This is a genomic window from Hymenobacter tibetensis (assembly GCF_022827545.1).
Classification (GTDB): domain Bacteria; phylum Bacteroidota; class Bacteroidia; order Cytophagales; family Hymenobacteraceae; genus Hymenobacter; species Hymenobacter tibetensis.
Genome location: NZ_CP094669.1, coordinates 1,301,389 through 1,327,810, shown reverse-complemented (window position 1 = coordinate 1,327,810; position 26,422 = coordinate 1,301,389). Strand labels below are relative to the sequence as shown.

Genomic DNA, 26,422 nt, shown 5'->3' with positions numbered 1-26,422 from the left:
CGCCGGGCTCCCCTCTCCTTCCCAGTAGTATATATATGATTTTTACCCCAACTAAGCTTGCTGGTGCCTTCATCATTGATGTAGAGCGCCGGACAGATGAGCGTGGCTTTTTTGCCCGTTCGTGGTGCGAAGACGAGTTTGCCGCCCACGGCATCCATATGCCTCCGCTCCAAGCCAATTTGTCGTCTAATCCGCTCCAAGGAACATTGCGCGGCATGCATTATCAATTGGCCCCGCATGAAGAAACGAAACTAGTACGGTGCACTCGCGGCGCCATTTACGATGTTATCGTGGACTTGCGCGAGGAGTCTCCCACGTATGGCCAGTGGATTGGAGTTGAGCTAACGGCTGATTCGTTCCGCATGCTATTTGTGCCGGGCCGCTTTGCGCACGGTTTTCTCACGCTCGTTGACAACAGCGACGTTACGTATCAGGTATCCGCTAAGTACGCTCCCGGTGCAGAGCGTGGCTTGCGCTGGAATGATCCCACGATCGGCATCCAGTGGCCTGCCAAGCCTGTCCTAGTTTCAGAGAAGGACAGCCAGCATCCTGATTTTGTATTCACTCCCCAACACCTAGAGGCAAAATAGCCTATCCATGTACATGAAACCCGCCAAACTTCATTGTTTGGCGGGTTTGTATGCTTGTTGCCGCTTTTTTCCATGAGCGGGTCTTCTAACTCCTTTTCAATATTACTAGAATGATACTTGTTGATACAGCACTTCAGAAGCGGCAGTTGGCCGGTAAGCCTATAAGAGTAGCCATGATAGGCGCCGGCTTTATGGCCCGTGGTGTAGCCCACCAAATTTGCCGCTACACTCCGGGTATGGAGTTAGTAGCTATTGCCAACCGCACCATCGATAACGCCCGACAGGCCTATACCAATGCCGGAGTAACTGGTGTTCGGGAAGTAGGTAGCGTTGAGCAGTTGGAAGCTTGCATCCAGCTAGGACAGCCCGCCATCACCGATGACGCCCTCCTAGTGAGCCGTGCCGAAGGCATTGATGCCATAATTGAAGTAACAGGGGCCGTGGAGCACGGTGCCCATGTGGTAATGGAAGCCATCCGACACGGCAAACACATCATCCTTCTCAACGCCGAACTCGACGGCACAGTAGGTGCCATTCTGAAAGTATACGCCGACCGTGCTGGTGTGGTATACACTGTTTCGGACGGAGACCAGCCGGGCGTGACGCTCAACCTTGCCCGCTTTGTGAAAGGAATTGGTGTGACGCCAGTGCTGTGCGGTAACATCAAGGGCCTCCACGACCCGTACCGCAACCCAACCACGCAGGAAGGGTTTGCTCGGCAATGGGGGCAGAACCCTAGCATGGTTACTAGTTTCGCTGATGGCAGCAAAATCAGCTTCGAGCAGGCCGTTATTGCTAACGCCCTGAATATGCGCGTAGCACGCCGTGGTATGCTAGGCCCTACCGTCGAGCCAGGTACTCCCATCACGAAAGCTGCCGAATGGTATCCTCATGAGCCACTACTTAATGGTGGCCCTGGCATTGTAGACTATGTAGTAGGCGCAGAGCCTGGACCAGGAGTTTTTGTCTTGGGAACTATCGAAGATCCGGTTCAGCAGCACTACCTAAAGCTCTACAAGCTAGGCCCTGGGCCGCTGTACTGCTTCTACACGCCTTATCACCTTTGCCACTTCGAAACACCAACTACAGTGGCACGTGCTGTTCTCTTCCAAGATGCGGCGCTAGCACCAGCTGGCCCTATGCGCGTTGAGGTAGTTACAGCCGCTAAAATCGACCTTAAGGCCGGGCAGCAGTTAGATGGTATTGGCCATTATCACACCTACGGCTTGGCCGAAAATGCCGACGTTACGCTCACAGAGAACTTGCTCCCTATCGGCGTTGCGGAAGGCTGCATTCTACGCCGCGATATAGCACGCGACGAAGTGCTTACATACGACGATGTGATTTTGCCGGAAGGTCGCCTTATCGACCAACTCCGCGCTGAGCAAGCTGCTCATTTCAATTCGGCCAATACGGTTGCTATTCTCTCCAGCGACAATTCTGTTGTTAGCTAATTTATAAACAGTAAGTTGCGTACCACCCGAAGCTATATGGGAGTACGCAACTTGCTATTTATAAGTGCATTAACCTTATACCTATGGGTACCAACCAGGTTTCTAGTTTAGCTGCTAAGGTCTTCATAACGTCTGCTTATGAAGATCCTGAACCGCTAAGTACATTTCTCAAAGATGCGCATCTAGACAAATACAAGCAGCACCAGATAGTAGATGCGCCTGAAATAGCAGACATTATTTTATTTATAGAGAATTCCAGGTATCACCATGACCCTTTTTTCAGGAAATTAAAGAGTCATCCTATAGTTAAGAAATATCCGAACAAAGTTTTCATGTATAATGCCCACGATGTACCGTGGTTCATATTACCTGGTTTATACACATGCATTCCCAAAAATGCATTTGATGGCGACAAGATTTGCGCAACCTGCTATATAGAAAGCATAAACCCCTATATACGGTGCGACTTTTCGGAAACGCCTGACTATCTCTTCTCTTTCTACGGAAACCCACAGTCCAAGCCAAGGAAGGAAATAATGAAACTGCACCATAAACGTGCAGTTATTATTACGTCTGACCAAAAGATGTACAGTGATCAGAAGCCCCAGGATTTACAGATTCAATACGCCGATCTTATTGCCAATACCAAATTCATTCTGTGCCCCAAGGGTATAGGAACTTCCTCTATTCGCTTGTTCGAGACAATGCAGGCTGGTCGAGTACCCGTTATTATATCCGATGACTGGGTGCGGCCTGCTGGTCCTACTTGGGAAGAATTTGCCATTTTCATTCCAGAAGATAAGGTCCACACCATACCCGCTGTTCTTGAGCGAGAAGAAATCAACTGGGCTATCAAATCTAGGTTAGCCCGTAAAGCTTGGGAAGATTATTTCGCACCGGATAGTCTATTCAACTATTCGGTGAATAATATTTTGATGCTAGGTCATTTCAAGAGCAACCTGCAAAAGAATATCTACTTCAAACTTTATAAATACTTTTCCTACTACAGATATTATTTCCGCCGAAATGTTATCTATCCTGGGAAAAGGTTGATTGCCAAGTTCAAGAATTAGTTAGTACGGTTTGTTTGCCATTGTTATGCATGCAGTGCATGCCAGATCAGGTCTTTTAGTTGCTGAATATTTTTGTTCGCTAGGCTGGAGATAAATACGCTCGGCAAATCCGTAGGCAGTGTACTGCGGATTTCGTTTTCCAACTCTTCGTCCAGCATATCGGATTTAGTGATAGCCAGCAGGCGGTTCTTATCCAATAGCTCCGGGTTGAACTGCTCTAGCTCACTTAGTAGCACGTTGTATTCAGCGGCAATGTCTGGGCTGTCGCAGGCAATCGTGAACAACAGGATGGAGTTACGTTCAATGTGCCGCAGGAAGCGGGTGCCTAGCCCTTTGCCTTCTGCGGCACCTTCTATAATGCCCGGGATATCGGCCATTACAAACGACTTGTAGTCGCGGTAAGCTACCACACCTAGGTTGGGCGTGAGAGTGGTGAAGGCGTAGTCTGCAATCTTGGGTTTCGCCGCCGACACAACGGAAAGCAACGTGCTTTTGCCTGCGTTCGGGAAACCAACCAATCCTACGTCAGCCAGTAGCTTCAGCTCCAGAATCACCCACTCGTCGATGCCCGGCTCACCAGGCTGCGCGTAGGTTGGTGCTTGGTTGGTAGCGGATTTAAAATGGTCGTTGCCGAGGCCACCACGGCCACCAGGGGTAAGAATGAGGCGCTGGCCGTGTTCCGTGATTTCCAGCTTCTTCTCACCCGTTTCGGCATCACGAGCAATAGTGCCTAGCGGCACTTGAATAATAATATCGTCGCCTTGCGCGCCAGTGCGCAGGTTTTCGCCACCGCCCTGTCCCGGTTTGGCAATTAAATGCTTTTGGTATTGCAAGTGCAGCAAAGTCCAAAGCTGCGAATTACCCTCCAAGATAATATGACCACCACGGCCACCGTCGCCACCATCAGGGCCGCCGTTTGGCAGGCCTTTGGCACGGAAAAAGTGGTGTGAACCCGCTCCGCCCGCTCCGGAGCGGCAGTTGATTTTGACGTAGTCGATGAAGTTATTAGAAGCCACTGAGAAAAATGCTGAATTAAAACTGATAGGGGGCCTACCCCAAAATAGCTACCATCCGTAGCCGGCACATTGAAAAAAAGGACCTTACCAAACAAGAAAAGTCGTTGTGACAACAACCGTTCTTACGTGATAAGGTCCTTCCTGCGTCAGGATGATAGACTCGCGCGGTTATGGCCGCAAAGTTACGCTTTTACTTCGTCGGTTGCCTGCCGGGTATCTTCGGTGGTAGCAGCTTGGTGCTGGTCGATGATGGTGCAGATTTGCTGAAATATTTCGTCAATGCCTCCAATACCGTTTAGGGCATGAAATTTATGCTGTGCAGCGTAGAATCCAGCCACCTGCGCCGTTTCGGTGTTGTACACCGTTACACGTTTGCGGATCTTGGTTTCGTCTTGGTCGTCGGTGCGGTTGCTGGTTTTGCCACGCTCGAGCAAGCGTTTCACCAGTTCCTCTTCGGCTACTTCCAGGGCTATCATGCAGGATACACCGGTATCGTAGCGCTGCATAAGGGCATCGAGGCTTTCGGCTTGGGGCACAGTACGTGGAAAGCCGTCGAAGATAAAGCCAGCTACTCCGGTATTGCCAGCTAGTTGGCTCTCAATCATGCCAATCACTACCTCATCAGGCACAAGCAACCCTTCGTCCATGAGCTTCTTGGCACGCAGGCCTAGTTCGGTACCTTGCGCAATTTGGGAACGGAGCAAGTCACCGGTGGAAAGGTGCACTAGATTGTAACGGGCAATCAGCTTCTGGCTCTGCGTTCCTTTGCCGGCACCAGGCGGGCCGAAAAGCACGATATTCAGCATAGCGTGTGGGTTTATCAGGAAAAAATTAGATGGGGTTGAGAAAGATAAGCAAGGAAAGTTAAAGCTACTAGGCTCACCAGCGAATTTTAGCTGCTGATTCCCGAAGGTAGGTTACACTGCCTTGTACACATCTGGGTAGTTGCGGCCCAAGCCATCATAGTCGAGGCCATAGCCAACAATGAAGTCGTTGGGAATACTGAGCCCCACGTACCGGATAGCCAGCTCATGCTGCAGGCATTCGGGCTTCATGAACAATGTGGCTACTTCCAAGGAGGCTGGTGCTTGAGCACCTAGTGTATCGAGCAGCATTTTCATGGTGTGCCCGGTATCCACAATGTCTTCGAGAACTACGACGTGGCGGCCAGCTATATCCTCCGTAAGGCCTAACACCTCCTGTACTTTACCTGTGCTACTGGTTCCTTGGTACGAAGCGACTCGAATGAAAGAGATTTCGCAAGGAATATGCATGGCTTTCATCAAGTCGGCAGCGAACATGAACGAGCCATTGAGCACTGCCACAAAGAGAGGTGTTTTGTTGGCGTACTCCTGGTTGAGCTGCACGGCAAGTTCAGTGATTGCCGCCATAAGGCGCTCAGCCGATAAATAGGGCTCAAACTGTTTGTTATGCAGCGAGATATGATCCGGGTTCATCCGTATGGGGTTGGGCCGCAGGGGAGCGAGCCGTCAAAGGTAATAGAAAAGGCCGCCTCCCCGGTACGGAAAGGCGGCTCTTCTGTCTACAGCCCAGTAGAATGGTTACCGCCGAGTGCTGCTGTACAGATAGCAGGACCATCCGTCTTCGAGCGGCATACTAGCTAGGACCATTCGGTTCAAGCCAGGTACTACAGTTGCTGACGCAGCAGCACGAACAGCGCTTCTGTCGCGTGCGCCCCGGAGTCGGTGTAGCGCACATGGGGGCGGGCCTGCATATCAATGGGGCGTTTTCCTTGGGCAGGGGCAACTCCACGATCGGGAGCAGCAATGTGTGGCGCAATCACCAGGGACACAATGCTCATGAGCTTGATGAGAATGTTCATGGAAGGACCAGAGGTATCCTTGAAAGGGTCGCCAACGGTATCGCCAGTAACAGAAGCTTTGTGCGCATCTGAACCTTTGTATTGCATCACGCCATCAATCATCACGCCCTTTTCAAACGACTTTTTAGCATTGTCCCAAGCTCCCCCGGCATTGCTTTGGAAGATGGCCATCAGCACTCCGCTCACCGTGACGCCAGCCAAGGTACCACCCAGTACTTCAGGACCGAAAGCAAAGCCAATAATGATAGGGACGATGAGCGCAATGGCACCTGGCAGCATCATCTCGCGGATGGCAGCCTGGGTGGAAATAGCTACGCACTTCTCATACTCCGGCCGGCCAGTGCCTTCCATGATGCCAGGAATCTCACGGAATTGGCGCCGCACTTCCTGCACCATCGCCATAGCCGCCCGGCCCACGGCTGCAATAGCCAGTCCCGAGAAGATAAAAGGAATCATAGCGCCAACGAACAACCCCGCCAGCACGCGGGCATTGCTGATGTCGATGGAGGTGATTTTGGCCGTGCCCATGAACGCCGCAAAAAGAGCCAGCGAGGTAAGAGCAGCCGAAGCAATAGCGAAGCCCTTGCCCGTGGCTGCTGTGGTGTTGCCTACGGCGTCCAGAATATCGGTACGCTCCCGTACTTCCTTGGGCAATTCACTCATCTCGGCAATTCCGCCAGCATTGTCGGCAATAGGTCCAAAGGCATCAATAGCCAACTGCATAGCTGTAGTGGCCATCATACCGGCTGCCGCAATGGCCACTCCGTAGAGGCCCGCACACTCGAAGCTAAGTACGATACCAGCCGCCAGCACGATAATTGGTAGCACCGTCGATTCCATGCCCACCGATATGCCCCCGATTACGGTGGTAGCGTGCCCAGTGCTGCTCTGGCGTACAATGCTCAGCACGGGCCGCTTTCCCATGGCCGTATAATACTCCGTGATAATACTCATCAGTGTACCCACTACCAAGCCTACTACTACTGCCCAGAAAACATCCAGGGAATTGAATGGCACCGAACCAGGCCGACCGATAATCAAGTCACCTGCTGGGAGCATCCAGCGGATGATGAAGTAGGATGCTGCTGCCGACACTGCTACCGACACATAGTTGCCGAAGTTGAGGGCGGCTTGCACGTTGCCGTTTTCTTTTACGCGTACCAATAGAATGCCTATCAGGGAGGCTACAATGCCCATGCCGGCAATTACCATAGGCAGCAAGATGGGGGAAAGACCCTGAAACTGGTCGCCATTGGCTACCACTTCGCGCCCTAGCACCATCGTAGCTAAGATGGTCGCGACATAGGATCCAAACAGGTCAGCTCCCATCCCAGCCACGTCGCCCACGTTATCCCCTACGTTGTCGGCAATGGTGGCGGGGTTGCGAGGGTCGTCTTCTGGAATACCGGCTTCCACTTTGCCTACCAGGTCGGCTCCAACGTCAGCAGCCTTGGTATAAATTCCTCCTCCTACCCGAGCGAAAAGCGCAATGCTTTCGGCTCCGAGGGAAAAGCCGGTTAGCACTTCAAGAGCGGTTTCCATCTCAACGCCGTTAGCACTACCTCCCGTGTTCACTACGAATAGCTGGTAGAACACAATAAACAGCGAGCCCAATCCCAACACGGCTAAGCCGGCTACGCCCATACCCATCACTGAGCCTCCTGAGAAGGATACGTTCAGGGCATTTGAGAGACTGGTACGCGCAGCTTGCGCCGTACGCACATTCGCTTTCGTGGCAATCTTCATCCCAATAAACCCAGCCGCCGCCGACAGCAGGGCTCCAATGACAAAGGCAATGACAATTATAGGGCTGGATTTTTCACCTGTACTGCCCAGATAAAATAGGAAGGCGCCAGCAATAAGGCCGAAGAACACCATCACCCTGTATTCTGCTTTCAGGAAAGCAATAGCCCCATCGGCGATATAGCCGGCAATGGTGCGCATGCGCTCGTCTCCGGCATCCTGCCGGCTTACCCAGCCAGAGCGAAACCACGTGTACACTAAAGCCAGTAGCCCAAGTGCGGGCACGACGTATAGAAAACTCATCATAAAGCGGTGGGGTTGGAAGTGTAGAGAAACAAGAATCGAATGGGTAAAATAAAGTTTATTACCTAATATTCAAGTCACTCTGCGCTTTCCCCGCGGCTATACTTTTCTAAAGTAGTTCACGGATGCTCGTTCCGTTACCAAATACAATGCGTAACTAAGCATAGTCACTAAGGGCACTGCTAGCCAGTAATAGCGCGCGTAGATAACTAAATCACCTGTCAGCCATACTAGCCCTGCATAGCACAGTATCAGGAGAGGGAAATGATACAGATAAAGTGAGAAGCTGTATATTCCAATAGAGTGCGTGGCTCGTACCAGCCAATTCTTAGGCGACACCTTACCCGCTAGCAAAGAAGATATACTTAAGAATGCTAGAATAGCAGCAAGAGTCCCTGATAGAGGTTTGAGCTTGGTCACTGCGGCTACAAGCATCAACCCGAATAGCATTACAGCTACTACAAAAAGCAGCTTGCTGGAAACTCTTCTTACCCAGCGAAGCCATTCAGTGAATATCACCAAGTCATACAGTGCTACCCCAATTGCGAAGTAGAAATTATATGTCAACATATAATTGACTATCGCATTATCAATTACTAATGACGAGTTGAAGAGATTAAACACATAAATCAGCACAGAGATTATGTAGTACCATTTGATTCGCCAGAAGAATAAGGGCACTCCTAGATAGAACAACGCTTCTGGTAGCAATGACCAATACACTTCGTTGTAACCAGTGTAAAACTCGTTGTTCTTCAAGAAGCCAACTACTAGCAGCAAATCGGAAAGGTGAAAATTCAATAATTGTTGTCTTGCTTCCTGCAAAGCAGGATTCAACTCCCTTTCCGGAGCCCCAGTTAAAGCTTCTGGCGCTAGTATACCAAGTGCAAGCAACACGCCGCAGGCCAATAGCACCGAAAACAAATAGGGAGGATAAATGCGAACTATCCGGTTGATATAAAAGGCTATTGGACGCCGATGTTTACGCAGTTGCGCATACCGAATAAAGAATCCTGATAGCGTGAAGAAAAAGATAACCATCTCATAGCCTGCCGCGCTAAACATGTCAAGCCCGAAAAGAATGTAATCGAGTATCTGCCACGTGGCACGCGGGTGCATCTGTAAATACTGGTTTCCCCCAGACCAGAGAATAAATTTGGCATGAAATATTACCACATAGAAAGCACAGAAACCACGCAGAGAATGCAGAATATCAAGCTCTTGATACGATAGATGCTCAACTGTTTTACTGGATGTAGAAGTTAGTACCGACACGCTATTGAGTAAGATGAGTAATTAGTAAACTTCAAATTTGTGCTTGATTCCATATATTTCCTCTATAGTCCTTACAATTCTCTCATCAATACTTGGTACAGTTCCAGCATGCTGGCGATGTCGCGCTTGTCTACTATCTCGTCAGGAGAATGCACATTGTTTTCGGGAGCACCGATAAAGCACCAGTCCCAAGGTTGGGCACCATGTTGCAATTCTTTCGCATCAGAGCCGCCGCTGCCTTCCACTTCTAGTTGATGCGCTACACCAGATGCCTCCGCAATACGGCGAATGCGCTCTACATAGGCACGACGGGGAATAAGTGAGTCGCGCAAGGAGATGACAACACCTTGCCCTGGCTGCACGCCTTCAGTTACCCAGGTAATGTCCGAAATCAGAGCTTGCCGCACACCGTAGGTTTCGTAGATATGCTTGGCTAGATAGGCTACCGAGCCGCCGCCGTGTTCTTCCCAGCAGCTAAAGGCAACAATGCCATTTTCAAGAGTTTCGCAAAGCCGCAATGCGTTCCACACGCCGAGGCGATTATCGAGATAGCAGCTTTGTACAGTAGTTTCTGTCTCGCGGAAGTCGCAACGGAAGGTTAGTTCGGTGCCCCGCTCAATCTCGCGCGTGAACTCATAGCCTATTTCCCCGGTTTCCTCGTCGATGGTTAGCTCACATTCTATTTCGCCTTGTGCATCGCGCCCCACGAGGCGGGAGCCAGCTTCTACAACCGGGCCACCAATCCGCACAAGCTGTTGACCATAGCGGACAGTGAATCCGATACTATCTATATGGGCAAAAACAGCTGTGCGCGGCGCGCCGAAGACCAACATAATACAATCCTGCCATTCGTCTCCGGCTAGGATGGTAGGTTGAACCAGCCAGTTGCTTTGCTGTTCCTTGATGTACTCTAAAAGATACTGCGTGAGTGGCGCTTCGTTTCCGGAAGGTGCCGCAATGCGACATAAGGTGTGTAAAAGCTTCATAACGAGCAGTTATTTATTCAAAACTAGGACAAAAGCCATACTTTAGTTGTCCCACTGGGGGGCACTGCTGCGGCCCACGCCGTAGTAGTACCTGCAAGTAACTGTTTCTATGATTCTTCGCCTCCGATTTATCCTGTTACTGTTGTTGTTGCCTTTTCTGGCACTAGCACAGCGGGCCGATACCACCCGGTCGTCTTCTCCCATCCGCAATATCGAAACCGAGAACGTCGATATCATGCCCACAGCCAACACCAAAGGTTGGCTCTTGCTGGACAAAGATATCCAGACTGAGTTGGAAGGGGCCGTGCAGAACTTGTATAACTGCAAATATGACCGAGCTGAAAAACAGTTCCGCTCATTGCGGCGGCGTTATCCCAACCACCCAATGCCTTATTTTCTGATGGGGCTCAGTCAATGGTGGAAAATCGTGCCTACTAATATCAAGACCAAGCAATACGACAAACTGTTCTTTGCTTACATGGATACCACCATCCAAAAGGCAGAAGCACAGTTTGATGCTGATGATAAGAACTACGAGGCTTGCTTTTTCTTGGCAGCTGCTTATGGCTTTGATGGGCGGTTGAATGCCGAGCGTTCTAACTGGCCCAAGGCCACTATTAGCGCCAAGCGCGCCCTGAAGTATTTAGAGCTAAGCAAAGAAGCCAATGGGCTGAGTCCAGAATTCTTGTTCGGACAGGCGCTTTTCAATTATTATGCTGTCTGGATTCCCACTAACTACCCGCTGTTAAAGCCTGTATTGCTATTGTTTCCGAAAGGGAACAAGCAGCTAGGATTACAACAGTTGCGCAGTGTGGCTGAGAATGGCTTCTACGTGGGTCCGGAAGCCAAGGTCTTTTTGATGCGCATTCTCAACAACGAGGAGAACAACTGGGAAGCGGCTGCTCCTATTGCCCGTAGCTTAGCCAAGACTTACCCCGACAACGGCTATTTCCAACGGTTCTACGCGTTGTCGTGCTTCAACCTTGGCGACTTTCGCGAATGTGAGCGCCTGAGCCTGGAAATCCTGTCCAAGCTCAATCAGGGCATGCCTAGCTACGAAGCTACTAGCGGACGCTACGCCACCTATTTTTTAGGCTGGTTGATGCAGAACCGCTACAAGGATTTCGAGAAGTCGAAAGATTACTACCAGCGGTGCATTGTTTTCTCGGAACTCACCGAAGAAGTGAAAGGAGGCTTCTACCTGCACTCCAATTACAACTTAGCCCGCATAGCTGAGAAGGAGAAAGATACTGCCGCTGCTCGCCGCTACTATACCATCGTGCGGGACATTGCCGACAATAAATCGGCTGCTTACCGGGAGGCAAGGGCTTATCTGAAGAAAAACAAGAAGTAGGCTTACCCCCTAGCGCCTATGCAACTCCAGGATCTGTTCATTACACCTTTCTATCTAGTGCTCTTCTATGCGCTAGCGTATGCCATACGACCGAAGGTCACGAACGTTTTCACTGTAAAATATTTCATTCCAGCTCTTACACTGAAATTTGTTGGAGCTATTGCATTAGGACTGATCTATCAGTTTTACTACGGCGGGGGTGACACCTTCAATTATCACTACCATGCTACAATCATCAACGAAGCCTTCAAGGAATCGTTTAGCACTGGTTTGAAGCTTATCACTGCAAGTGAAAATTCTCCTGAAATCACGCGCTACACGGCTCGCATGTTTTGGTTTGGCGCCAGTGGCGGCGACAATACGGAGTTTTTTGTGGTGCGAATTGTAGCTTGGCTAGGGCTACTTTGCTTTAACTGTTATACTGTTCTTGCGTTATTTTTTGCACTAATAAGCTTCACCGGTGTGTGGGCTATGTACATTGTTTTTATCAGATTGTATCCTGCTGCTTATAAACAATTAGCTACAGCGGCATTCTTTTTACCTTCTGTGTTTTTCTGGGGCTCTGGTTTGATGAAAGACTCCCTGTGTCTGGGCGCGCTAGGATGGGTTTTTTATGGCTTTTATTATGGGCTTATTCTGAAACGTAATATTCTGCGGGCCGCTTTATTCGGGGGAGTTGGAGCGTACCTCTTAATTATGATCAAGGTGTACATCCTGATGTCATTCTTAGCTCCAGCGCTTTTCTGGGTATTCAACGAAAACAGCCAACGTATTAGTAATGCATTCCTTCGCAGCCTGCTTAAGCCATTTTTTGTTGTAGTTGGCCTGACAGTGGGTTACTTCGGTTCCGTAAATCTTACGGAAGGAGACGAACGTTTCGACGTAGACAAAATTGGCGAGCGAAGCAGAATCACCCAGCAGGCCCTGTATAGCCGGACGAAAGACCAAGGCTCTGGCTACAACATTGGCAAGTTAGATGGAAGTCTTGGCAGCATAGCTAGTGTAGCTCCCCAAGCCGTTTTCGTAACGCTCTATCGACCGTTTGTCTGGGAATCTCGCAACCCAATTATGTTCTTGTCGGCGCTCGAAGCGCTCTGGTTTAGTTGGTTTACGATGAGCATTCTTCTAAAAGCAGGAGTGATGCGCAGTATACGGCTCATTGGGGCTCGTCCAGTACTTTCTTTCTGCCTTATATTCACAATTATCCTTGCAATTGGGGTTGGAGTTAACAGCGGCAACTTTGGCACCTTGGTGCGCTACAAAATTCCCTTGATGCCTTTCTACTTATCAGCCCTAATTATTCTTTATGCAGATGCTACACGCAAGCCGCAAGCCACGCAGGCGCGAAGAGCAGTAGCAGCGTAAACTGCATGGCAGGTAAATTCCTTTAAGCAGCACTTTCAGGAGAACAACCGCAGAAAGTTGTCTTCATTGGATTGCACAGAATAGCGTTGCACGACGGTAGCTCGCGCTGCCTCACCTAGCTGAATACGCATTTGGGGATCAAGCAACAGCGATTCAATGGCGTTGCGCCATTCTTCTGCACTGTTGCACACGTACCCGTTCACACCAGATTGTACTACCTCTGTGTTCATTCCCACCGGTGATACTAGGGCTGGAATGCCGAGGGCCATGTATTGCAATGCTTTGAACGCACACTTTCCTTTCGCCCAAGGATCATCTTCGAGCGGCATTAGGCCTACATGCAAGCCTACCAAGTCCTCGATTTCCGTTTCCTTACGCCACGGCTGAAACCGCAGTGACTTAAGCGGCAGCGCAGGAGGTTGGTTGGAAATAACCCGAAATTCGAAATCATAGCGAGTTTCTAGTTCGGCTATTACCGGCACTATTTGCTCTAGGTACTTGAGTGTGGAATGCGTTCCGGTCCAACCAATAACTAACCGGCCCGGAGCACGCTGGTCACGGATACGGTTGTGTAAATGCACCGTGTCGATGGTGGTTGGGTTCACTACAGCGGCAGCATTGTACTGCCCGGCATAATCACGCAGGTAGGTGTTGCCGCAACTGATTTTGTACGACCACCGGCAGATGCTCGCCACTTTGTGGTGCCATTTCACACCAGCCACTATCTTATTGGCCTCCGAAGTATTGGGAATCCAGATAGCGTCATCGAAATCATAAATGACTTTTTTGCCTAATACCTTGGCCAGTAGCCATTCGAAAATAGGTGGGCCAATGGGAGAGGCTTCGCGATGCACGAACACATAATCGTAGGCAGGCGCTGAAAATAGCAATGCTATCCGGCGCAAAAAGCCGCCCAGAATACCAAGCGCCTTTGCACCTGCTTGCCCTGGTTTGTACAGGATGGCCCAAGTGGCATCGGAGAGAAAAGGAGCCAGCCGATATGAATGTCCAGCCCGCGTTAGAAGGTCCAAGTACTGTTCGAACCGAAACCGCTGCGAGGGTGCTTTGCCAGTTGGGTACGGAACGACGAAAAGTATGCGCATACGCGGCAGAAAGGCAATCAGAAATAATTATAACCGTTGGTAGAAACGCAGCACCGCCCGAATAATGCGTTGCTGCTGGCTCACCTCCAATTCGGTATACAAAGGTAGGCGAACCAAACAATTGGCGTAGTGAGTTGCCCAAGTCAGTTCGCGCCCGTCGTGGCGGGAGGCGTAGTACGGACTACTATGCAAAGGCTGATAATGAAATATAGCCGTAATGCTTTCAGACTTTAGATAAGCAATTAGAGCGGTTTGCTCATTTGAATTGCGACACACCACATAAAACAGATGACCATTTTGAGTGGTGTAGGAAGGAATATCGGGCAAGCTTATCCCAAGTGCTAGCAACGGTTGCAGTTCCTCGAAGTAACGAGTCCAAATGGCTTGGCGGCGTTGTTGGATAACATCCAATTGCTCTAATTGGGCCCACAGAAAAGCGGCATTTATTTCGGCAGGCAAGAATGAAGAGCCGACATCCACCCAATTATACTTTGCTACCTCGCCTCGAAAGAAAGCGGCCCGATTGGTACCCTTCTCGCGCAGGATTTCGGCTCGCTTTATCAGTGTTGGGTCGCTTATCACTAGCATGCCCCCTTCCCCTCCTGCCGTTACATTCTTGGTCTCGTGGAAGGAGAAAGCGCCTAGTGCTCCTAGTGTACCCAGAGGCTGTCCGTTGAAGCTGCCACCAAGCGCCTGTGCTGCATCCTCCACCACAGTCAAATGGTAGCGCTTGGCTACTTCGAGTACGGTAGCCATGTCGCAGGCTACGCCGCCGTAGTGCACAGGCGCAATAGCGCGAGTGCGGGCAGTAACCAAAGAGGCTAGTTGGGTAGCGTCGAAAGCGGGGCTGGAGGCGCTGCTATCTACAAACACCAGCCGCGCCCCGCGTAAGGCAAAAGCAGTAGCAGTAGAGGAAAATGTGAAACTAGGTAGCAATACTTCGTCGCCAGGCTCAATATCAAGTAGCAGGGCCGCTAGTTCCAGCGCATCGGTACCTGAAGTAGTAAGTAAAGCCCGCGGCACTTCAAGCTTAGCTTGTACCCATTCTTCACAACGCCGCGTGAACATACCATCACCGGACAGTTTGCCGGAACGCACTGCCTCCTCAATATAACGCGTTTCGGTACCGACGAAATAGGGCTTGTTGAATGGAATAAGCATAGTACTACAGTCGGCTACCGCGAAGCGGACAACAAAACTAGCAGGATTCCAACGAAGCCAGGACGTATTTACTATTTGGTAAGCGGAAGTTTCAGCAGCATCACGCAGCAACTCGTTTTCTGCTGAAGCTTAGTGTTTTTTCAAATACTGCCAGAACGCCTCGTCCAATGCTTCAGCTGGAAAACTTAAGGCAGGCGCAAAAATTGATGGGCGGTCTAGCAGGTTCACTACGTGTTGTGTGTGCTTTGAAGTGGTATGGCGGTGTTGCAACAAGCCTTGTAGCAGTGCCAAGCATGCTCCCCGAAAAACGAGTTCGTATACCTCAGGCAGTGTATCCCGGCTCCAGTCCACACCAACGGCAAATTGAGCTAAGCACCGTCCGTTGTCCACTTGTTCGTCTACCTCATGGCAAGTAGCTCCTACCACCGTAACGTTTAGCTCCCGGGCCTTATCAATGGTTTGCATTCCAATGAGCCCCTTGAAAGCTGGCAGCAAAGAGTAGTGCAAATTGATAAACCGGCCAGGTAGCAAGCGCAGCGTCTCGGCGTCAATGATTTTATGAATATTGGTAACCACGACGTCGGGGGATGCCTCCTGTAAAGCTTGTTGCAAGGCACCTGCATCCTTGCGGGTATAGTCCAACAGCTGGCAAGGCAAGCCAACAGCACGGGCATATTCCAGGGCTCCACAGGCCCGATCTGCCAACACAGCTGTCACCACAAAAGGCAGCTTCAGATAAGCTAGCACGTGGTGTACAAACTTGAGGGACCCTCCGTTGCCAGATACCAGAAAGCCAACGCGTACGGGTTCTTGCGGCGCTATGTCGCTCATCTTCGTGGCATCAGTCGGTATATGTTTCCCGCACCACAAAGTCAGGCCGCTTGGTGATTTTCTGGTTGATGCGGTGGATGTATTCTCCTAGAATTCCCATGCCCAGCAGTAGCAACCCCGTCCCAAACCCGATGGCAATGATGAGCGAGGCAAAACCAGGCAACAGGTCGTTGTAGATCAGCTTGCGGAGCAGAATATACAGAGAGTAGCCCGTAGTGCAACTGAATAAGACCAACGACGTGTAGGTTAGCAGCCGCACAGGCACATCAGAGAACGTGATGAAAATATTCACCGAATGCCGCACCAGCCGGCCTACGGTATAGCTGCTGCTGCCAATAACCCGGGGGTGGTGGGTTACTGGCACACTGCTGATGCTGCTTGTTACCCACGTGAGGTAGCCATCCAGAAATGTATATGAGTTTTGCATGCCCAAACAGTGCCGCGCCACGGTCGTTTTCAAGAGTCTAAACGCGGAATAGTCAGGATGCAAGTCTGGAATGCCTAAGCGTAGCATACGCCGCAGCAAGCCCGATGTCACGTTGCGCCACCCAGCGTGTTGGGGTTCCGAGTAGCAGCCATACACGACATCAAAGTCACCCTCAGCTTGACGCTGAATAAGCAAGGAAATGTCTGCCGGAGCGTGTTGCAGATCTTCGTCTAGCGTAATGATGAAGCGCCCACTCGCATAGCTGAAGCCACATAACAGCGCATTATGCTGACCAAAATTGCGCGACAACCGGATAGCCTTTACCGTGCCGGGTCCTAGCTCTTGTCGTAGTTGCACTATACGGTTCCAGGCTGCTGCCTGGCCCCCATCATGCACGAATATCAGTTCGTAGGTGTAGCCAGCCCCAACAAAGAACTTCTGCAACTCATCAACTAGCAGGCGTAGCGTATCCTGTCCCTGGAACACCGGCACCACTACGGAGTACTCTACCACTGGAGTTACAGTTGGCGTAGTCATGTTCCGGCGGCGTAATTACTACTGGCACGTATATACTGCGAAGCAGTCGGGCCCGCGTTGAATATTACATCTACAATAGATACAGCGGGCTCAAAGGGGCCACCGTGTACTTGGTTGTAAGGCAAATATCCGTTGTAATCCATCCAGTGCACCGTTATACCAGCGGCTAGCATCTGCTCTTGGTTTACATACTGCTTTGCTGCTGGTCCGGAAAGGTAGCTAGTGCCGCCTGCGGCGTGTAGTAATTGCATCAAGCGCGTTGTACGGTCGGCCACCGGGTCGTAGTCGTAGGCAGAGCAAGGGGTAAGGCGCGTTTGAATTCCCAACGCCTTGCAAATAGCAGTCAGGAATAGCAGGTTGATTTCGCTTAAACGCTCTAGTGCAGTGGCTGCGGTGTATAAATCAGCTAATAGTTCGCACCCGAACTGAAAGTGTGCCGCGCGGGCGTAGGCTTGGCTGAGTGTGCGCCAATGCTGTGTAGCCCAGCGCTGGTCCATTACTTTGGTGTCGCGAATACGCTGCTGTAGGGTGGTACGGCGTACTGGTATAGTCAACCAGTGCGTGCCGTGCGCTGTACGAATGCGGTTGCGGTTGCGCCAGTCGTTTTTGGTGTATTGCATATCATCGTAGACAATAAATTCGTCTACGCTGGCAATCAAGTCGAAGTAGCCCCGCCAAGGAATGTAATTGGACTGCAGAATGGCAACTTTCTTGTTGAAATCAGGCACCGTTTAATAGTAGCTAACAACACCAGGTAAAATCAGCCTTACGCATGTTGCGCAGCCAAAGGCAATAATAGTTGTTGATAAGCTTCCGCGGCGCGCGCCACCGTACGGTGGCGGATTGCCAGCGCCCGGATAGCTTCACGGTAGTCGGGCTGTTGCAACAACGCTCCAATGCGCTCTAGCGCCGCAGGTACAGTGGCAGGATTATCTAGATTGAACGTGGCACCGCCTCCCTCCTGCTTGATAATGTCACTGTCGTCGCCGACGCCTTCTGTGAGAAGCACAGGCAACCCCGCCGCCCAATACTCTCCTACTTTAATGGGCGAGCAGAAGCGGCGGCACTCAGCAGGTTTAATAGTGGCAAAGGCAAAATCTGCCGCCGATAAATAATTTGGCACCTCGGCATGCGGCGCTTTGGTTACAAACACCTGTTCGGCAGTGAATCCTACCTTAGTTAACTTAGCTCGCACCTCGGCTTCGGGGTTAGGTGTGAGCACCAGCAAACGGAACTGTGGTCCGAAGAAGGCCGCCGCGTCCCGGAACAAATCAAAAGCTTCGGCATCGTAGTAGATGTCGCCAAACTTGCCTACATAGATACCAACAGGCGCATCGGCCGCAATACCCAAACGGGCACGTACGCGTTGGCCGCTGGCTGAATCATAACTGAAATCTGTTACGTTCACCGAGCAAGGAACCGTAACAATATTGCCGGCTGGAATACCTTCCTGAATAAGCTTACGGCGGTAATTTTCCGCAACAGGCATCAGGCCAACAGCAAGCTGCTTTTGCTTCTTTTCCCAATACCGTTGAAAAAGATATCGGGGATCATATCCTTTCCACACTCCTGACTCGAGCATATAATCGGCATGGGGCTCGAACGATTCCACTAGGAACGGTGTGCGGGTCTTCTTCCAGACCAAGTACGCCAAGGCCCCTGCTGGGGCGCCCCGCCCGATTATCACTTCAATAGCATGACGCTGCACCAATTGTATCAATTCATTGGGAAAGCGTACAAAGTCATCAATCTTGTTGAGTAGCAACGGCTGGTTTTGCCGGCTACGCAACGGCGAAAACGTAATCTTGTCTACGGCAAACCCAGGTGCAAACTGCAACTCCTTGGTTGCCGAGGCCCCTCGTTCAATGGTAACTAACAGAATGTGCTTCACTTCTGGCAACTGCTGAAGCAGCCGCAGATGAGGAAACACCGTGGAAATAGTAAGTGGATCTTCCAGACCCCAGTAACTTAGAAAAAGCAGATTCATCAGCGAAGACCTCTAACTTAAATTCAACCCCGCGCTCCTTTTACCAGTCCTATCAGTCGCGGGCCAGCCACAATGCGTAAGGCTAGCGGCAGCGCCTTACGCAAAGGCAGCCGTGGCCAAGCCTGCCGTAAGAACCCAATAGCCTGTCGCCGATGGTTGTCGGCGTAGGAATGAATGGCGCATAGGTAATAGATATGCCCTTGCAATTGCTGACTCTGCGCAGACGTAAGAGTCAAACGAGTTGCCACCCATTGCATAAGCCGCAACCACCGCCGAATAAGCCCTTGGTTGTCGGCCCGCATGGAGCGAGCGTCGTGGTCGTTCATGGTCAGCGTTACAGCATCCAGCAAATACACGGTGTCTGCCTGGGTGTTTTCAAGCATAAACATCCAGTCTTCTACCGCCGCGAAGGATCGGTCTTCTTCGAACAGTTTCAGTCCTGGATTTTGCCGGCGCACACAGATGTTGCAGGCTAATGCATTGCCTTGCAAAAAGAAATCCAGGCCGTAACGACCAGCCGGTAGCGTCGCCAAGTCGCTGGAAGTTCGCTGTCCGTTGCGGTTGAAGTCGAACTTGGTGGCAATGAAATTGGGCTGGTTCTGCTCCTGAATCCCGGCGTGTAGCGTCGCCAAATGGTTGGGATGCAACACATCATCAGAATCCAGAAACAACACGTACTCCCCTTGTGCACGGGCTACCCCGTAGTTGCGCGCCAACCCTCGCTCGCCGTTTTCTTTGGCATGGTAGTGCAGCCGTGCATCCGTAAACTGCTGCACAACAGCAGCTGTGTTGTCCTTGCTCCCATCGTCTACCACTACAATTTCGAAGGCCGAAAAACTTTGAGCTAATACGGAACGCAGTGTATCCGCAATAAAGCCAGCACGGTTATAGGTTGGGATAACGACGGTAAAGAATGGAGCAAGCATGCGTAACGTGGATAAAAGCAAAAGCTACCTGAAATCTTCTCGATGTTTTAAAGGACTCCTACTACATCGGGCTTAGCAGGCTAGTTTGCAAAGGTAGCTCACCTTTCGCTATGAGATCCTACTTCCCTGTAGGCACCACAGCGCTCGGTATTTAAGTACCTTTGCGCTCATTTTATACGGTATAGAGACCTGATTTTTGCTTTGCCAATGACTACTGAAGAGTGGATTCAACAATACAATACCCTCAATAACTCGTTCAAGAAAAGACTGGTATTCCGATTGGGAGTGGATTCCGGGTTCTTCTCGGAATACAATAACATGATTCTGGCAATGCTCTATTGCCTGAAACACAACATCAGATTCGAGCTTTATTCTGACCACGCACGTTTCGCACTGCGCGACGGTTGGAATGACTTTTTCTTACCCTTCGAGGCTGTCAACACGCAGCGAATCAACAAGGACTACAGCCTGCGCCCTTATATAATAGAGCAGAGCACAGAGGCTCCGTTGCAGAAGATTGTTAAGTACCGCTACATTACTGCAGCCTACAAACGGTTCTTTGGTGTGGATTATATGACCCAGGATTTGTGGGATTTTCATCGTGACCCCGCTTTCGCCCAGGAAACCTTTACTGTTCCTAAGCTAGGTTTTCAGCAAACACCTCTTCTAGTAGCCACTCAGCAGGTTATCAAAGCATTCTGGCGTTACAACGCTCAAAGTGCTCCTATTGTAGCTTCTTTCACTAAGTCAATTCAGTTGCCGAGTGAGTATATCTGCCTGCATGTACGGGCCGGAGACAAGTTCACGGAAACCAAAACCTATGACTTCGGAGAGTACATGGTACCGGCTATGCAGTTCTCATCGAACCAGACGGCGTTCGTGATGACAGACGATTACACGGTAGTAGAGCAATTACGGTCGCAATACACCGGCTGGCAATTCCACACATTATGCACTCCATCAGAGCGTGGGTATTTTCATACGGAATTCGTCAAACAAGACAAACAAGCAAAGTTCGAGCATCACCTCCGTCTCTTTGCCGAGCTCGATATTGCTGCTGGATGCACCAAGTTCATTGGCACGTATAGCTCTAATATTGGCATGTTCATGGGCATGCGTATCGGCCCAGACCGCTGCCACTGCTTGGATTTCAAGGACTGGGTCATCTGGTAAGAGCAACGCTTAGTTGCTGTCTTTTCTCACATAATGCCGCAGCAACGCCATTTTCACCCGAAAGTGCGCTCTAACAGTAAGCGTAAGCCCCAGAGCACAGCCAGTGTAATTGCTACCAATCCTAAACTACGGATTGCCACCCGAAGCACAGGCAGTTTCAGTAGGTGCAGGATGTTCATATCCACTAGAAACGTAACAACAAAACTACTAACCCCAAAGAGTAGCATACCCAAGTTCAAGTCGTGCATCCTAACACCAATTAACAGGCTAGCTGCTCTGACAAAAACCAGTAACACCGTTCCCAGCAACGCTAGCCGCTGCCGACGAAACACCGCATAGACTGGACTGGTAGCGTAAGAGGCTAGCTTGAAAACGTAGTAGTATCCTAAGTAGCCTGTGAATACACCAGCTTGCTCCCAGCGTGCTCCAAACACAAATCCAAAAAGCCAGTCGCCAAAAACGGTAATGATTCCAAAAGGGACCAAGCCTAAGTAAAATAGCTTGTTATAAAGGTCCAGGCAAATTTGCTTCAGGCGTTCAGGATCCTGCTGATGCGTTTCAGTGGCTTTTTGAAGAAACACAGGTGATACAGCGCTTCCAATCAAGTTTATCGGAAGCTCGAGTAGGCTAGTGGAAAAAGCGTATAAGCCTACGGCCGCCGTACCAAACCCAGTGGTTAGGAAGAATATGGGCAGTTGCCCCGCTAGTATATTCAGATAAGCGGTAGGCATCACGTAGAATGGATACTCACGATATTCCCATGCCACTGCTCGTATGCGCGCCCATGAAAAAGGCCGGCGCAGGTCCTTTAGCTGCCGATGAATGCCACTAAAGAGCAAGCTAAAAAACATGGTTAGCTTGGAAAATAGGTCGCCAAGTAGAAGCCCTCCGATAGGGCCGTTTCCCAACCATCCTGCTCCAAGCGTCAACCCTCGCCCTGCTACTGCTGTAGCCACATCAATTCCTGCTCGCTTTTTGAAATCCTTGGTGCGCAGGTACCAAGCACTCATTAGCATATTAAGGTTGAAAATGAATACCGCAAAAGGAATTACATAAAACCACAGACCTAGCTCTTCTGCATGCAACCAGCGAAGTAGCACATCGTGCAACAGCGGAAATGCTAGGGTCATGAGCACCAATGCAGAAAAGCTCAGCAACAAGGTCAGTTGCACTAGTGCCAGAAAACGCTTCCGCTGACGAGGCAGTAGAAATGCAGGAGCATACCCGAGCGTCGATAATAAGTTAGCGTTGTTTACTATAGCGTTGAACACAGCAAACAGTCCGTAGCTCTGCGGACCGTATAGTCGCGTCATGATTGGCGAAACAGCAAAGCCAAGCACAGCCACTGCTGCTGTCCCGGAAAATGTAATAGCGAAGTTTTGCGCGAAGGAGCCCTTCTGCCGCAACCGCTGAATGTTGCCCGTTATTGTTTGATGAAGGCGCTTGTACACTAGAAAGGGTATAATAGAATAGTGGCAGAAGCCGCCACCCGGACGGTTCCTGCCACTATCTTAATACTTGCTACAAGAAAGAGAGCTGGCTTTCGCTTCGATCAGCCTACTCGTGGTAGTTATAAACCTTGTGGCCACCTTTGAGCAAATACTCATCACGCTGGAACAACGCTACGTCAGCAGCCATCATATCCTTTACCAAGGAGGTGAGGTCGTGCTTAGGCACCCAACCCAACTTCGTTTTTGCTTTGGTTGGATCACCGATTAACAATTCCACTTCCGTTGGACGGAAATAGCGCGGATCAATTTCCAACACTACTTGTCCTACTTCTAAGCCAGCGGCTGGATTGTCGCAGCTTACGACGTGGCCTTTTTCTTCCACACCTTCGCCGGAGAAAGCTACCTCAATTCCTACTTCAGCAAAAGCCCGCTGCACAAACTCACGCACCGTAGTGGTCACGCCGGTCGCAATAACAAAGTCTTCGGGCGTGTCCTGCTGCAGAATCCGCCACATGGCTTCTACGTAGTCCTGAGCATGGCCCCAGTCGCGCTTCGCGTCAATATTTCCTAAGAAAATCTTTTGCTGCAATCCCAACGAGATACGCGCTACTCCACGGGTGATTTTACGCGTAACAAAGGTCTCACCACGCAATGGCGACTCGTGGTTGAAGAGTATGCCATTGCAGGCATACATGCCGTAGGCCTCACGGTAGTTCACCGTAATCCAATAGGCGTACATTTTAGCTACCGCGTAGGGAGAGCGGGGATAGAAAGGAGTGGTTTCGCTCTGGGGAACCTGCTGCACCAAGCCATACAATTCCGACGTGCTAGCTTGGTAGATGCGCGTTTTCTGACCGAGACCGAGAATACGAATGGCCTCAAGCAAACGCAACGTGCCAATACCATCAGCATTAGCGGTGTATTCAGGAGTGTCAAACGATACCTTCACGTGTGACATGGCACCCAAGTTGTAAATCTCGTCGGGCTGCACTTCCTGAATGATACGAATCAGATTGGTTGAATCCGACAAATCACCATAGTGCAGCTTGAATCGCACATTGGTTTCGTGCGGATCTTGGTACAAATGGTCGATGCGGTCCGTGTTGAAGAGCGAAGAACGACGCTTCAATCCATGTACCTCGTACCCTTTTTCTAGTAGAAGTTCAGCTAGGTACGCGCCGTCCTGGCCCGTGATACCCGTAATCAGGGCTACTTTCATATCAGAAGGTTAATGTGAGTCATATCCGAACGGACTGTGTCCTAGGGTACCAGACTGTATTCGTTTAAGCAAGTTGAGGCAACAAAAGTAAGGCAAAAAGATTGACCTACCGAATCTACTAAGCGTGTATTACCTACCCATAAGGCAGCGCAGCATGAAGCTATTCACATATCTGAGCAACAACACAAAACGCAATACAAGACAGAAAATACTCTTCAACCATCTGTTTATCAATACAATACATTAACTATAAAATTTTATATTGTTATAATAACCTAGCAGAATTATTTCTATAAGGATTCCATTCGGCATCACTTTTTACTTGAAGTAGTAACCAGTCCTTAATAGACTATACCCTACTATACTTTATGTATGAAGGGTTCTATTTTGGCTAGCAGCCGTGATAAATGCACTACATGATTTGCATTATTTCTGTCCAAAATAAAAAACCTGAGCTTTATAAGTTTTTTGTACAACCATGAGGTAGCTAAATATTCGCATCCATTATACCAATCCCGCTGCCTTGGAATAAACGGATATTTCGCATCGAATCGGCTAGCATCTTGAGCATAATTCACGCTCGTGCTGATATGAAGGGTAGCTTGTCCGAAGTGAAGAATTTGTCCGGCATCAGTAATTATAACTTCTCCTCCTGCCTTGCGAATACGAATCATATAATCAATATCATTGAAGCAACCGCTGAACTGATCATCTAAAAGGCCGACTTTTTCATAACACTCACGAGTAATCATATTCAGATTAAGTGTTATAGCACTAGGCGAAAACGTTGGCATTTTCAGTGTGATATTGCGTGTCTGCGGGCTGTAATCTGAGAATGTCAAATAGGGAGCTGCCATCCAAGCCCCAGTCCTTTGTATTTCTTTAATTAATGCGGTGTCCCAACCACGCGTTACGAATATATCATTCGCCAACCACACCCGGTAGTCGCCGGTTGCAACCACCATACCCTTATTATAGGTCTGAGCAAAAGACTCTTGCACATCAGAAGGCAAATAAATCCACTGATTTTCACGGCATTTAGCAGCCATTACTTCAGATACTTTACCAGATCCGTCTGCTACTATCAATTCAAACTGTGAGCTAGTGCATGTGTTGACGCATTCGAGCGTAAACAAAGTCATCGCTTCAAGATGTGCCCGTCCACTAGGATTGAAATAGTTGACGATTACGCTAATAAGTGTTTGACTACTCAAAACTATTTTAGTTGAACCCTGTGTTAAGTGAAATCCTAATGAATTCTAGCACCCAATAATTTATTACTTCAGTTTCTGGTAGTGTTCAAATCATTCACATGATTTATTTTTCAATGCGGCAACCAGTTTATCTATTATTATAATCATTTAAAAAGCAAGACCCAGTTTACACAAGTATTGTTTATTAGCATATATCATCCATTAGAAATCCGTTTTCGGATCTGTCATGCAATCTTTTTAGGAGTCTCTCCTACTTCCTGCTGCAACATGTCTGCTAATATTACTTCCGCAATGCGCGTTGCATTAGGTTCAGAACCAAATTTCTCTTGCTCTACCCCTTCAACAAACCGCCCTATTGCCTCGGTATATTTCCGATATTCTGAATAATTCATATCTGCTATGAATTGGTAGAGTTCTTCATTAGACTTGAAGTCCCTACGATCTATAAAACAGTCTTTAGGTATTGATTTAGCTACGTCAGGATCCCCCCAGTAGATAGGAACAGTACATGCTGCAAAGCTGTCAAATATCTTCTCGGTTAGGTAACCGGGTAATCCGTTGGTGTTTTCGTAAGCTATATTGAAACGATACTGGCGCAAAACGTCTATTTTCTGATCGTGCGGGACCGGACCTTTGTTGACGATATCAAAAAGTGCCTTGCGCTTAGCTGCTACCTTTTGGGTGACGTACTTAAGTACTGTGGACGGGGCTACTTTTCGTAGTAGGCCCAGTCCGCGGAAGCTCTCGTAGGTTTTAGGATGAATCAGACGGCTATACAAGCTGAACTTCTCAGGATGGTTCTCTGCAAACCATTTGAGCGTCAGGTACCTTTCGTGTAGCAGCGAGTCGGAATTTTTAGGAGGCCTCACCACTCCGAACGATGCGGCCATTAGCACGCACAATTTGCGCTGATTGAATTCCTCTTCCGTTACAGGCCGGTACTTGGTGTTTTCTTCTAAGTCGATAGCAAAGTAGTAGTGGAAGTAGCGTTTGTTATCTACCAGACTATAATCATACGTGAATACCTTGTCGAACACCTTATGGTTCTTACGGTACCAATTGTGTGGATAGTAGGTGGCAGGTTCGTATAGAATGAGATACGATTTCCGGCTCTTTTGCCAGGGAGCATCCTGAAAAGGCAGGCTGTTGTCGAGGGAGATAACAAACTCCGACTCTTCGGGTGGGTGGATGTCTTGCGTAGCTAAGTCGATGCCGTATCGCGCTAGTTGGTTACGCAAGGCAATAAACATGAACGCGCAATTCTTCATGCCATAAAAAGCCTCGTTTAAAAAGATGCCGTTTTGGAGTAGCGCAGGATCTTCTAGAACGTAAAAAGTTGCTTTCATTTAGTACTATAACTATGCTCCAAGCTCACACCCTTCCAGATTCCA

General features: G+C 49.6%; 23 protein-coding genes. 6 read left to right on the top strand and 17 right to left on the bottom strand.

The features are described 5' to 3' along the window. Positions 1-35: 35 nt before the first annotated feature. From rfbC to MTX78_RS05325, 3 genes are all read left to right on the top strand, one after another. Positions 36-590: a dTDP-4-dehydrorhamnose 3,5-epimerase gene (rfbC, locus tag MTX78_RS05335; protein ID WP_243800571.1), complete on the top strand. Its 555-nt coding sequence runs from the start codon at positions 36-38 to the stop codon at positions 588-590. 110 nt (positions 591-700) lie between these two features. Further along, on the top strand, positions 701-2,044 hold the full coding sequence (locus MTX78_RS05330) for an NAD(P)H-dependent oxidoreductase (protein WP_243800569.1): 1,344 nt from the start codon (positions 701-703) through the stop codon (positions 2,042-2,044). Positions 2,045-2,127: 83 nt separating this feature from the next. Further along, positions 2,128-3,117: an exostosin domain-containing protein gene (locus tag MTX78_RS05325; RefSeq protein ID WP_243800567.1), complete on the top strand. Its 990-nt coding sequence runs from the start codon at positions 2,128-2,130 to the stop codon at positions 3,115-3,117. A 23-nt stretch (positions 3,118-3,140) separates the two neighbouring features. Here the strand turns inward: MTX78_RS05325 and obgE are convergent, their stop codons facing one another. The 6 genes from obgE to MTX78_RS05295 form a co-directional block, all read right to left on the bottom strand. Beyond that, on the bottom strand, positions 3,141-4,133 hold the full coding sequence (gene obgE, locus MTX78_RS05320) for a GTPase ObgE (RefSeq protein WP_243800566.1): 993 nt from the start codon (positions 4,131-4,133) through the stop codon (positions 3,141-3,143). A 182-nt stretch (positions 4,134-4,315) separates the two neighbouring features. Next, positions 4,316-4,939: an adenylate kinase gene (locus tag MTX78_RS05315; protein WP_243800561.1), complete on the bottom strand. Its 624-nt coding sequence runs from the start codon at positions 4,937-4,939 to the stop codon at positions 4,316-4,318. Positions 4,940-5,050: 111 nt separating this feature from the next. Then, the gene (gene hpt / locus MTX78_RS05310; RefSeq protein ID WP_317258928.1) at positions 5,051-5,524 is read right to left on the bottom strand and encodes a hypoxanthine phosphoribosyltransferase; all 474 of its coding nucleotides are present in this window, start codon (positions 5,522-5,524) and stop codon (positions 5,051-5,053) included. Between the two features lie 257 nt (positions 5,525-5,781). Continuing rightward, the gene (locus MTX78_RS05305; RefSeq protein ID WP_243800557.1) at positions 5,782-8,025 is read right to left on the bottom strand and encodes a sodium-translocating pyrophosphatase; all 2,244 of its coding nucleotides are present in this window, start codon (positions 8,023-8,025) and stop codon (positions 5,782-5,784) included. A gap of 96 nt (positions 8,026-8,121) precedes the next feature. Next, positions 8,122-9,297, bottom strand: coding sequence for an acyltransferase family protein (locus MTX78_RS05300; RefSeq protein ID WP_243800555.1), 1,176 nt, complete (start codon positions 9,295-9,297; stop codon positions 8,122-8,124). A gap of 71 nt (positions 9,298-9,368) precedes the next feature. Next, entirely contained in the window at positions 9,369-10,283 is a 915-nt protein-coding gene (locus MTX78_RS05295) for a M20/M25/M40 family metallo-hydrolase (protein ID WP_243800553.1), read from the bottom strand. Positions 10,284-10,392: 109 nt separating this feature from the next. Between MTX78_RS05295 and MTX78_RS05290 the strand changes: the two genes are divergently transcribed. Both MTX78_RS05290 and MTX78_RS05285 read left to right on the top strand, forming a co-directional pair. Further along, the gene (locus MTX78_RS05290) at positions 10,393-11,637 is read left to right on the top strand and encodes a tol-pal system protein YbgF (protein WP_243800552.1); all 1,245 of its coding nucleotides are present in this window, start codon (positions 10,393-10,395) and stop codon (positions 11,635-11,637) included. Between the two features lie 18 nt (positions 11,638-11,655). Beyond that, entirely contained in the window at positions 11,656-13,002 is a 1,347-nt protein-coding gene (locus MTX78_RS05285) for a hypothetical protein (protein ID WP_243800550.1), read from the top strand. A gap of 35 nt (positions 13,003-13,037) precedes the next feature. On the opposite strand, the gene MTX78_RS05280 is transcribed toward MTX78_RS05285, so the two are convergent. The 7 genes from MTX78_RS05280 to MTX78_RS05250 all read right to left on the bottom strand — a co-directional run bounded on the left by MTX78_RS05280 (position 13,038) and on the right by MTX78_RS05250 (position 19,974). Further along, positions 13,038-14,105 (bottom strand): glycosyltransferase family 4 protein, encoded by a 1,068-nt coding sequence (locus MTX78_RS05280; protein ID WP_243800549.1) that lies wholly within the window; start codon positions 14,103-14,105, stop codon positions 13,038-13,040. Positions 14,106-14,132: 27 nt separating this feature from the next. Further along, positions 14,133-15,266 (bottom strand): dTDP-4-amino-4,6-dideoxygalactose transaminase, encoded by a 1,134-nt coding sequence (gene rffA / locus MTX78_RS05275; protein ID WP_243800548.1) that lies wholly within the window; start codon positions 15,264-15,266, stop codon positions 14,133-14,135. 129 nt (positions 15,267-15,395) lie between these two features. Further along, entirely contained in the window at positions 15,396-16,097 is a 702-nt protein-coding gene (locus tag MTX78_RS05270; RefSeq protein ID WP_243800547.1) for a formyltransferase family protein, read from the bottom strand. Positions 16,098-16,107: 10 nt separating this feature from the next. After that, a complete protein-coding gene (locus MTX78_RS05265) occupies positions 16,108-17,061 on the bottom strand; it encodes a glycosyltransferase family 2 protein (protein WP_243800546.1) in 954 nt (317 codons plus the stop codon). Then, positions 17,058-17,789, bottom strand: a complete 732-nt coding sequence (locus MTX78_RS05260; protein ID WP_243800545.1) for a WbqC family protein — start codon at positions 17,787-17,789, stop codon at positions 17,058-17,060. The genes MTX78_RS05265 and MTX78_RS05260 overlap by 4 nt, the downstream gene beginning before the upstream one ends. Positions 17,790-17,827: 38 nt before the next feature. Then, positions 17,828-19,048: a glycosyltransferase gene (locus MTX78_RS05255; protein WP_243800544.1), complete on the bottom strand. Its 1,221-nt coding sequence runs from the start codon at positions 19,046-19,048 to the stop codon at positions 17,828-17,830. 23 nt (positions 19,049-19,071) lie between these two features. Then, on the bottom strand, positions 19,072-19,974 hold the full coding sequence (locus MTX78_RS05250; protein WP_243800543.1) for a glycosyltransferase: 903 nt from the start codon (positions 19,972-19,974) through the stop codon (positions 19,072-19,074). A gap of 207 nt (positions 19,975-20,181) precedes the next feature. Here MTX78_RS05250 and MTX78_RS05245 point away from each other — a divergent pair, with 207 nt between their 5' ends. Continuing rightward, on the top strand, positions 20,182-21,147 hold the full coding sequence (locus MTX78_RS05245; protein WP_243800542.1) for an O-fucosyltransferase family protein: 966 nt from the start codon (positions 20,182-20,184) through the stop codon (positions 21,145-21,147). 53 nt (positions 21,148-21,200) lie between these two features. On the opposite strand, the gene MTX78_RS05240 is transcribed toward MTX78_RS05245, so the two are convergent. From MTX78_RS05240 to MTX78_RS05225, 4 genes are all read right to left on the bottom strand, one after another. After that, positions 21,201-22,487 carry a lipopolysaccharide biosynthesis protein gene (locus MTX78_RS05240; RefSeq protein WP_243802812.1) on the bottom strand — a complete coding sequence of 429 codons (1,287 nt, stop codon included), beginning with the start codon at positions 22,485-22,487 and terminating at the stop codon, positions 21,201-21,203. Positions 22,488-22,704: 217 nt separating this feature from the next. Continuing rightward, positions 22,705-23,817 (bottom strand): GDP-mannose 4,6-dehydratase, encoded by a 1,113-nt coding sequence (gene gmd / locus MTX78_RS05235; protein ID WP_243800541.1) that lies wholly within the window; start codon positions 23,815-23,817, stop codon positions 22,705-22,707. Positions 23,818-24,176: 359 nt separating this feature from the next. Next, on the bottom strand, positions 24,177-24,905 hold the full coding sequence (locus tag MTX78_RS05230) for a glycosyltransferase family 2 protein (protein WP_243800539.1): 729 nt from the start codon (positions 24,903-24,905) through the stop codon (positions 24,177-24,179). Between the two features lie 350 nt (positions 24,906-25,255). After that, positions 25,256-26,377, bottom strand: coding sequence for a glycosyltransferase family 10 domain-containing protein (locus tag MTX78_RS05225; protein ID WP_243800537.1), 1,122 nt, complete (start codon positions 26,375-26,377; stop codon positions 25,256-25,258). Positions 26,378-26,422: the final 45 nt, after the last annotated feature.

Bases quoted from the DNA above. Each gene is read 5' to 3' on its own strand.
- rfbC (WP_243800571.1), top strand. From the start codon at position 36: ATGATTTTTACCCCAACTAAGCTTGCTGGTGCCTTCATCATTGATGTA.
- MTX78_RS05330 (WP_243800569.1), top strand. From the start codon at position 701: ATGATACTTGTTGATACAGCACTTCAGAAGCGGCAGTTGGCCGGTAAG.
- MTX78_RS05325 (WP_243800567.1), top strand. From the start codon at position 2,128: ATGGGTACCAACCAGGTTTCTAGTTTAGCTGCTAAGGTCTTCATAACG.
- MTX78_RS05315 (WP_243800561.1), bottom strand. From the start codon at position 4,939: ATGCTGAATATCGTGCTTTTCGGCCCGCCTGGTGCCGGCAAAGGAACG.
- hpt (WP_317258928.1), bottom strand. From the start codon at position 5,524: ATGGCGGCAATCACTGAACTTGCCGTGCAGCTCAACCAGGAGTACGCC.
- MTX78_RS05305 (WP_243800557.1), bottom strand. From the start codon at position 8,025: ATGATGAGTTTTCTATACGTCGTGCCCGCACTTGGGCTACTGGCTTTA.
- MTX78_RS05295 (WP_243800553.1), bottom strand. From the start codon at position 10,283: ATGAAGCTTTTACACACCTTATGTCGCATTGCGGCACCTTCCGGAAAC.
- MTX78_RS05290 (WP_243800552.1), top strand. From the start codon at position 10,393: ATGATTCTTCGCCTCCGATTTATCCTGTTACTGTTGTTGTTGCCTTTT.
- MTX78_RS05285 (WP_243800550.1), top strand. From the start codon at position 11,656: ATGCAACTCCAGGATCTGTTCATTACACCTTTCTATCTAGTGCTCTTC.
- MTX78_RS05280 (WP_243800549.1), bottom strand. From the start codon at position 14,105: ATGCGCATACTTTTCGTCGTTCCGTACCCAACTGGCAAAGCACCCTCG.
- rffA (WP_243800548.1), bottom strand. From the start codon at position 15,266: ATGCTTATTCCATTCAACAAGCCCTATTTCGTCGGTACCGAAACGCGT.
- MTX78_RS05270 (WP_243800547.1), bottom strand. From the start codon at position 16,097: ATGAGCGACATAGCGCCGCAAGAACCCGTACGCGTTGGCTTTCTGGTA.
- MTX78_RS05265 (WP_243800546.1), bottom strand. From the start codon at position 17,061: ATGACTACGCCAACTGTAACTCCAGTGGTAGAGTACTCCGTAGTGGTG.
- MTX78_RS05255 (WP_243800544.1), bottom strand. From the start codon at position 19,048: ATGAATCTGCTTTTTCTAAGTTACTGGGGTCTGGAAGATCCACTTACT.
- MTX78_RS05250 (WP_243800543.1), bottom strand. From the start codon at position 19,974: ATGCTTGCTCCATTCTTTACCGTCGTTATCCCAACCTATAACCGTGCT.
- MTX78_RS05245 (WP_243800542.1), top strand. From the start codon at position 20,182: ATGACTACTGAAGAGTGGATTCAACAATACAATACCCTCAATAACTCG.
- gmd (WP_243800541.1), bottom strand. From the start codon at position 23,817: ATGAAAGTAGCCCTGATTACGGGTATCACGGGCCAGGACGGCGCGTAC.
- MTX78_RS05225 (WP_243800537.1), bottom strand. From the start codon at position 26,377: ATGAAAGCAACTTTTTACGTTCTAGAAGATCCTGCGCTACTCCAAAAC.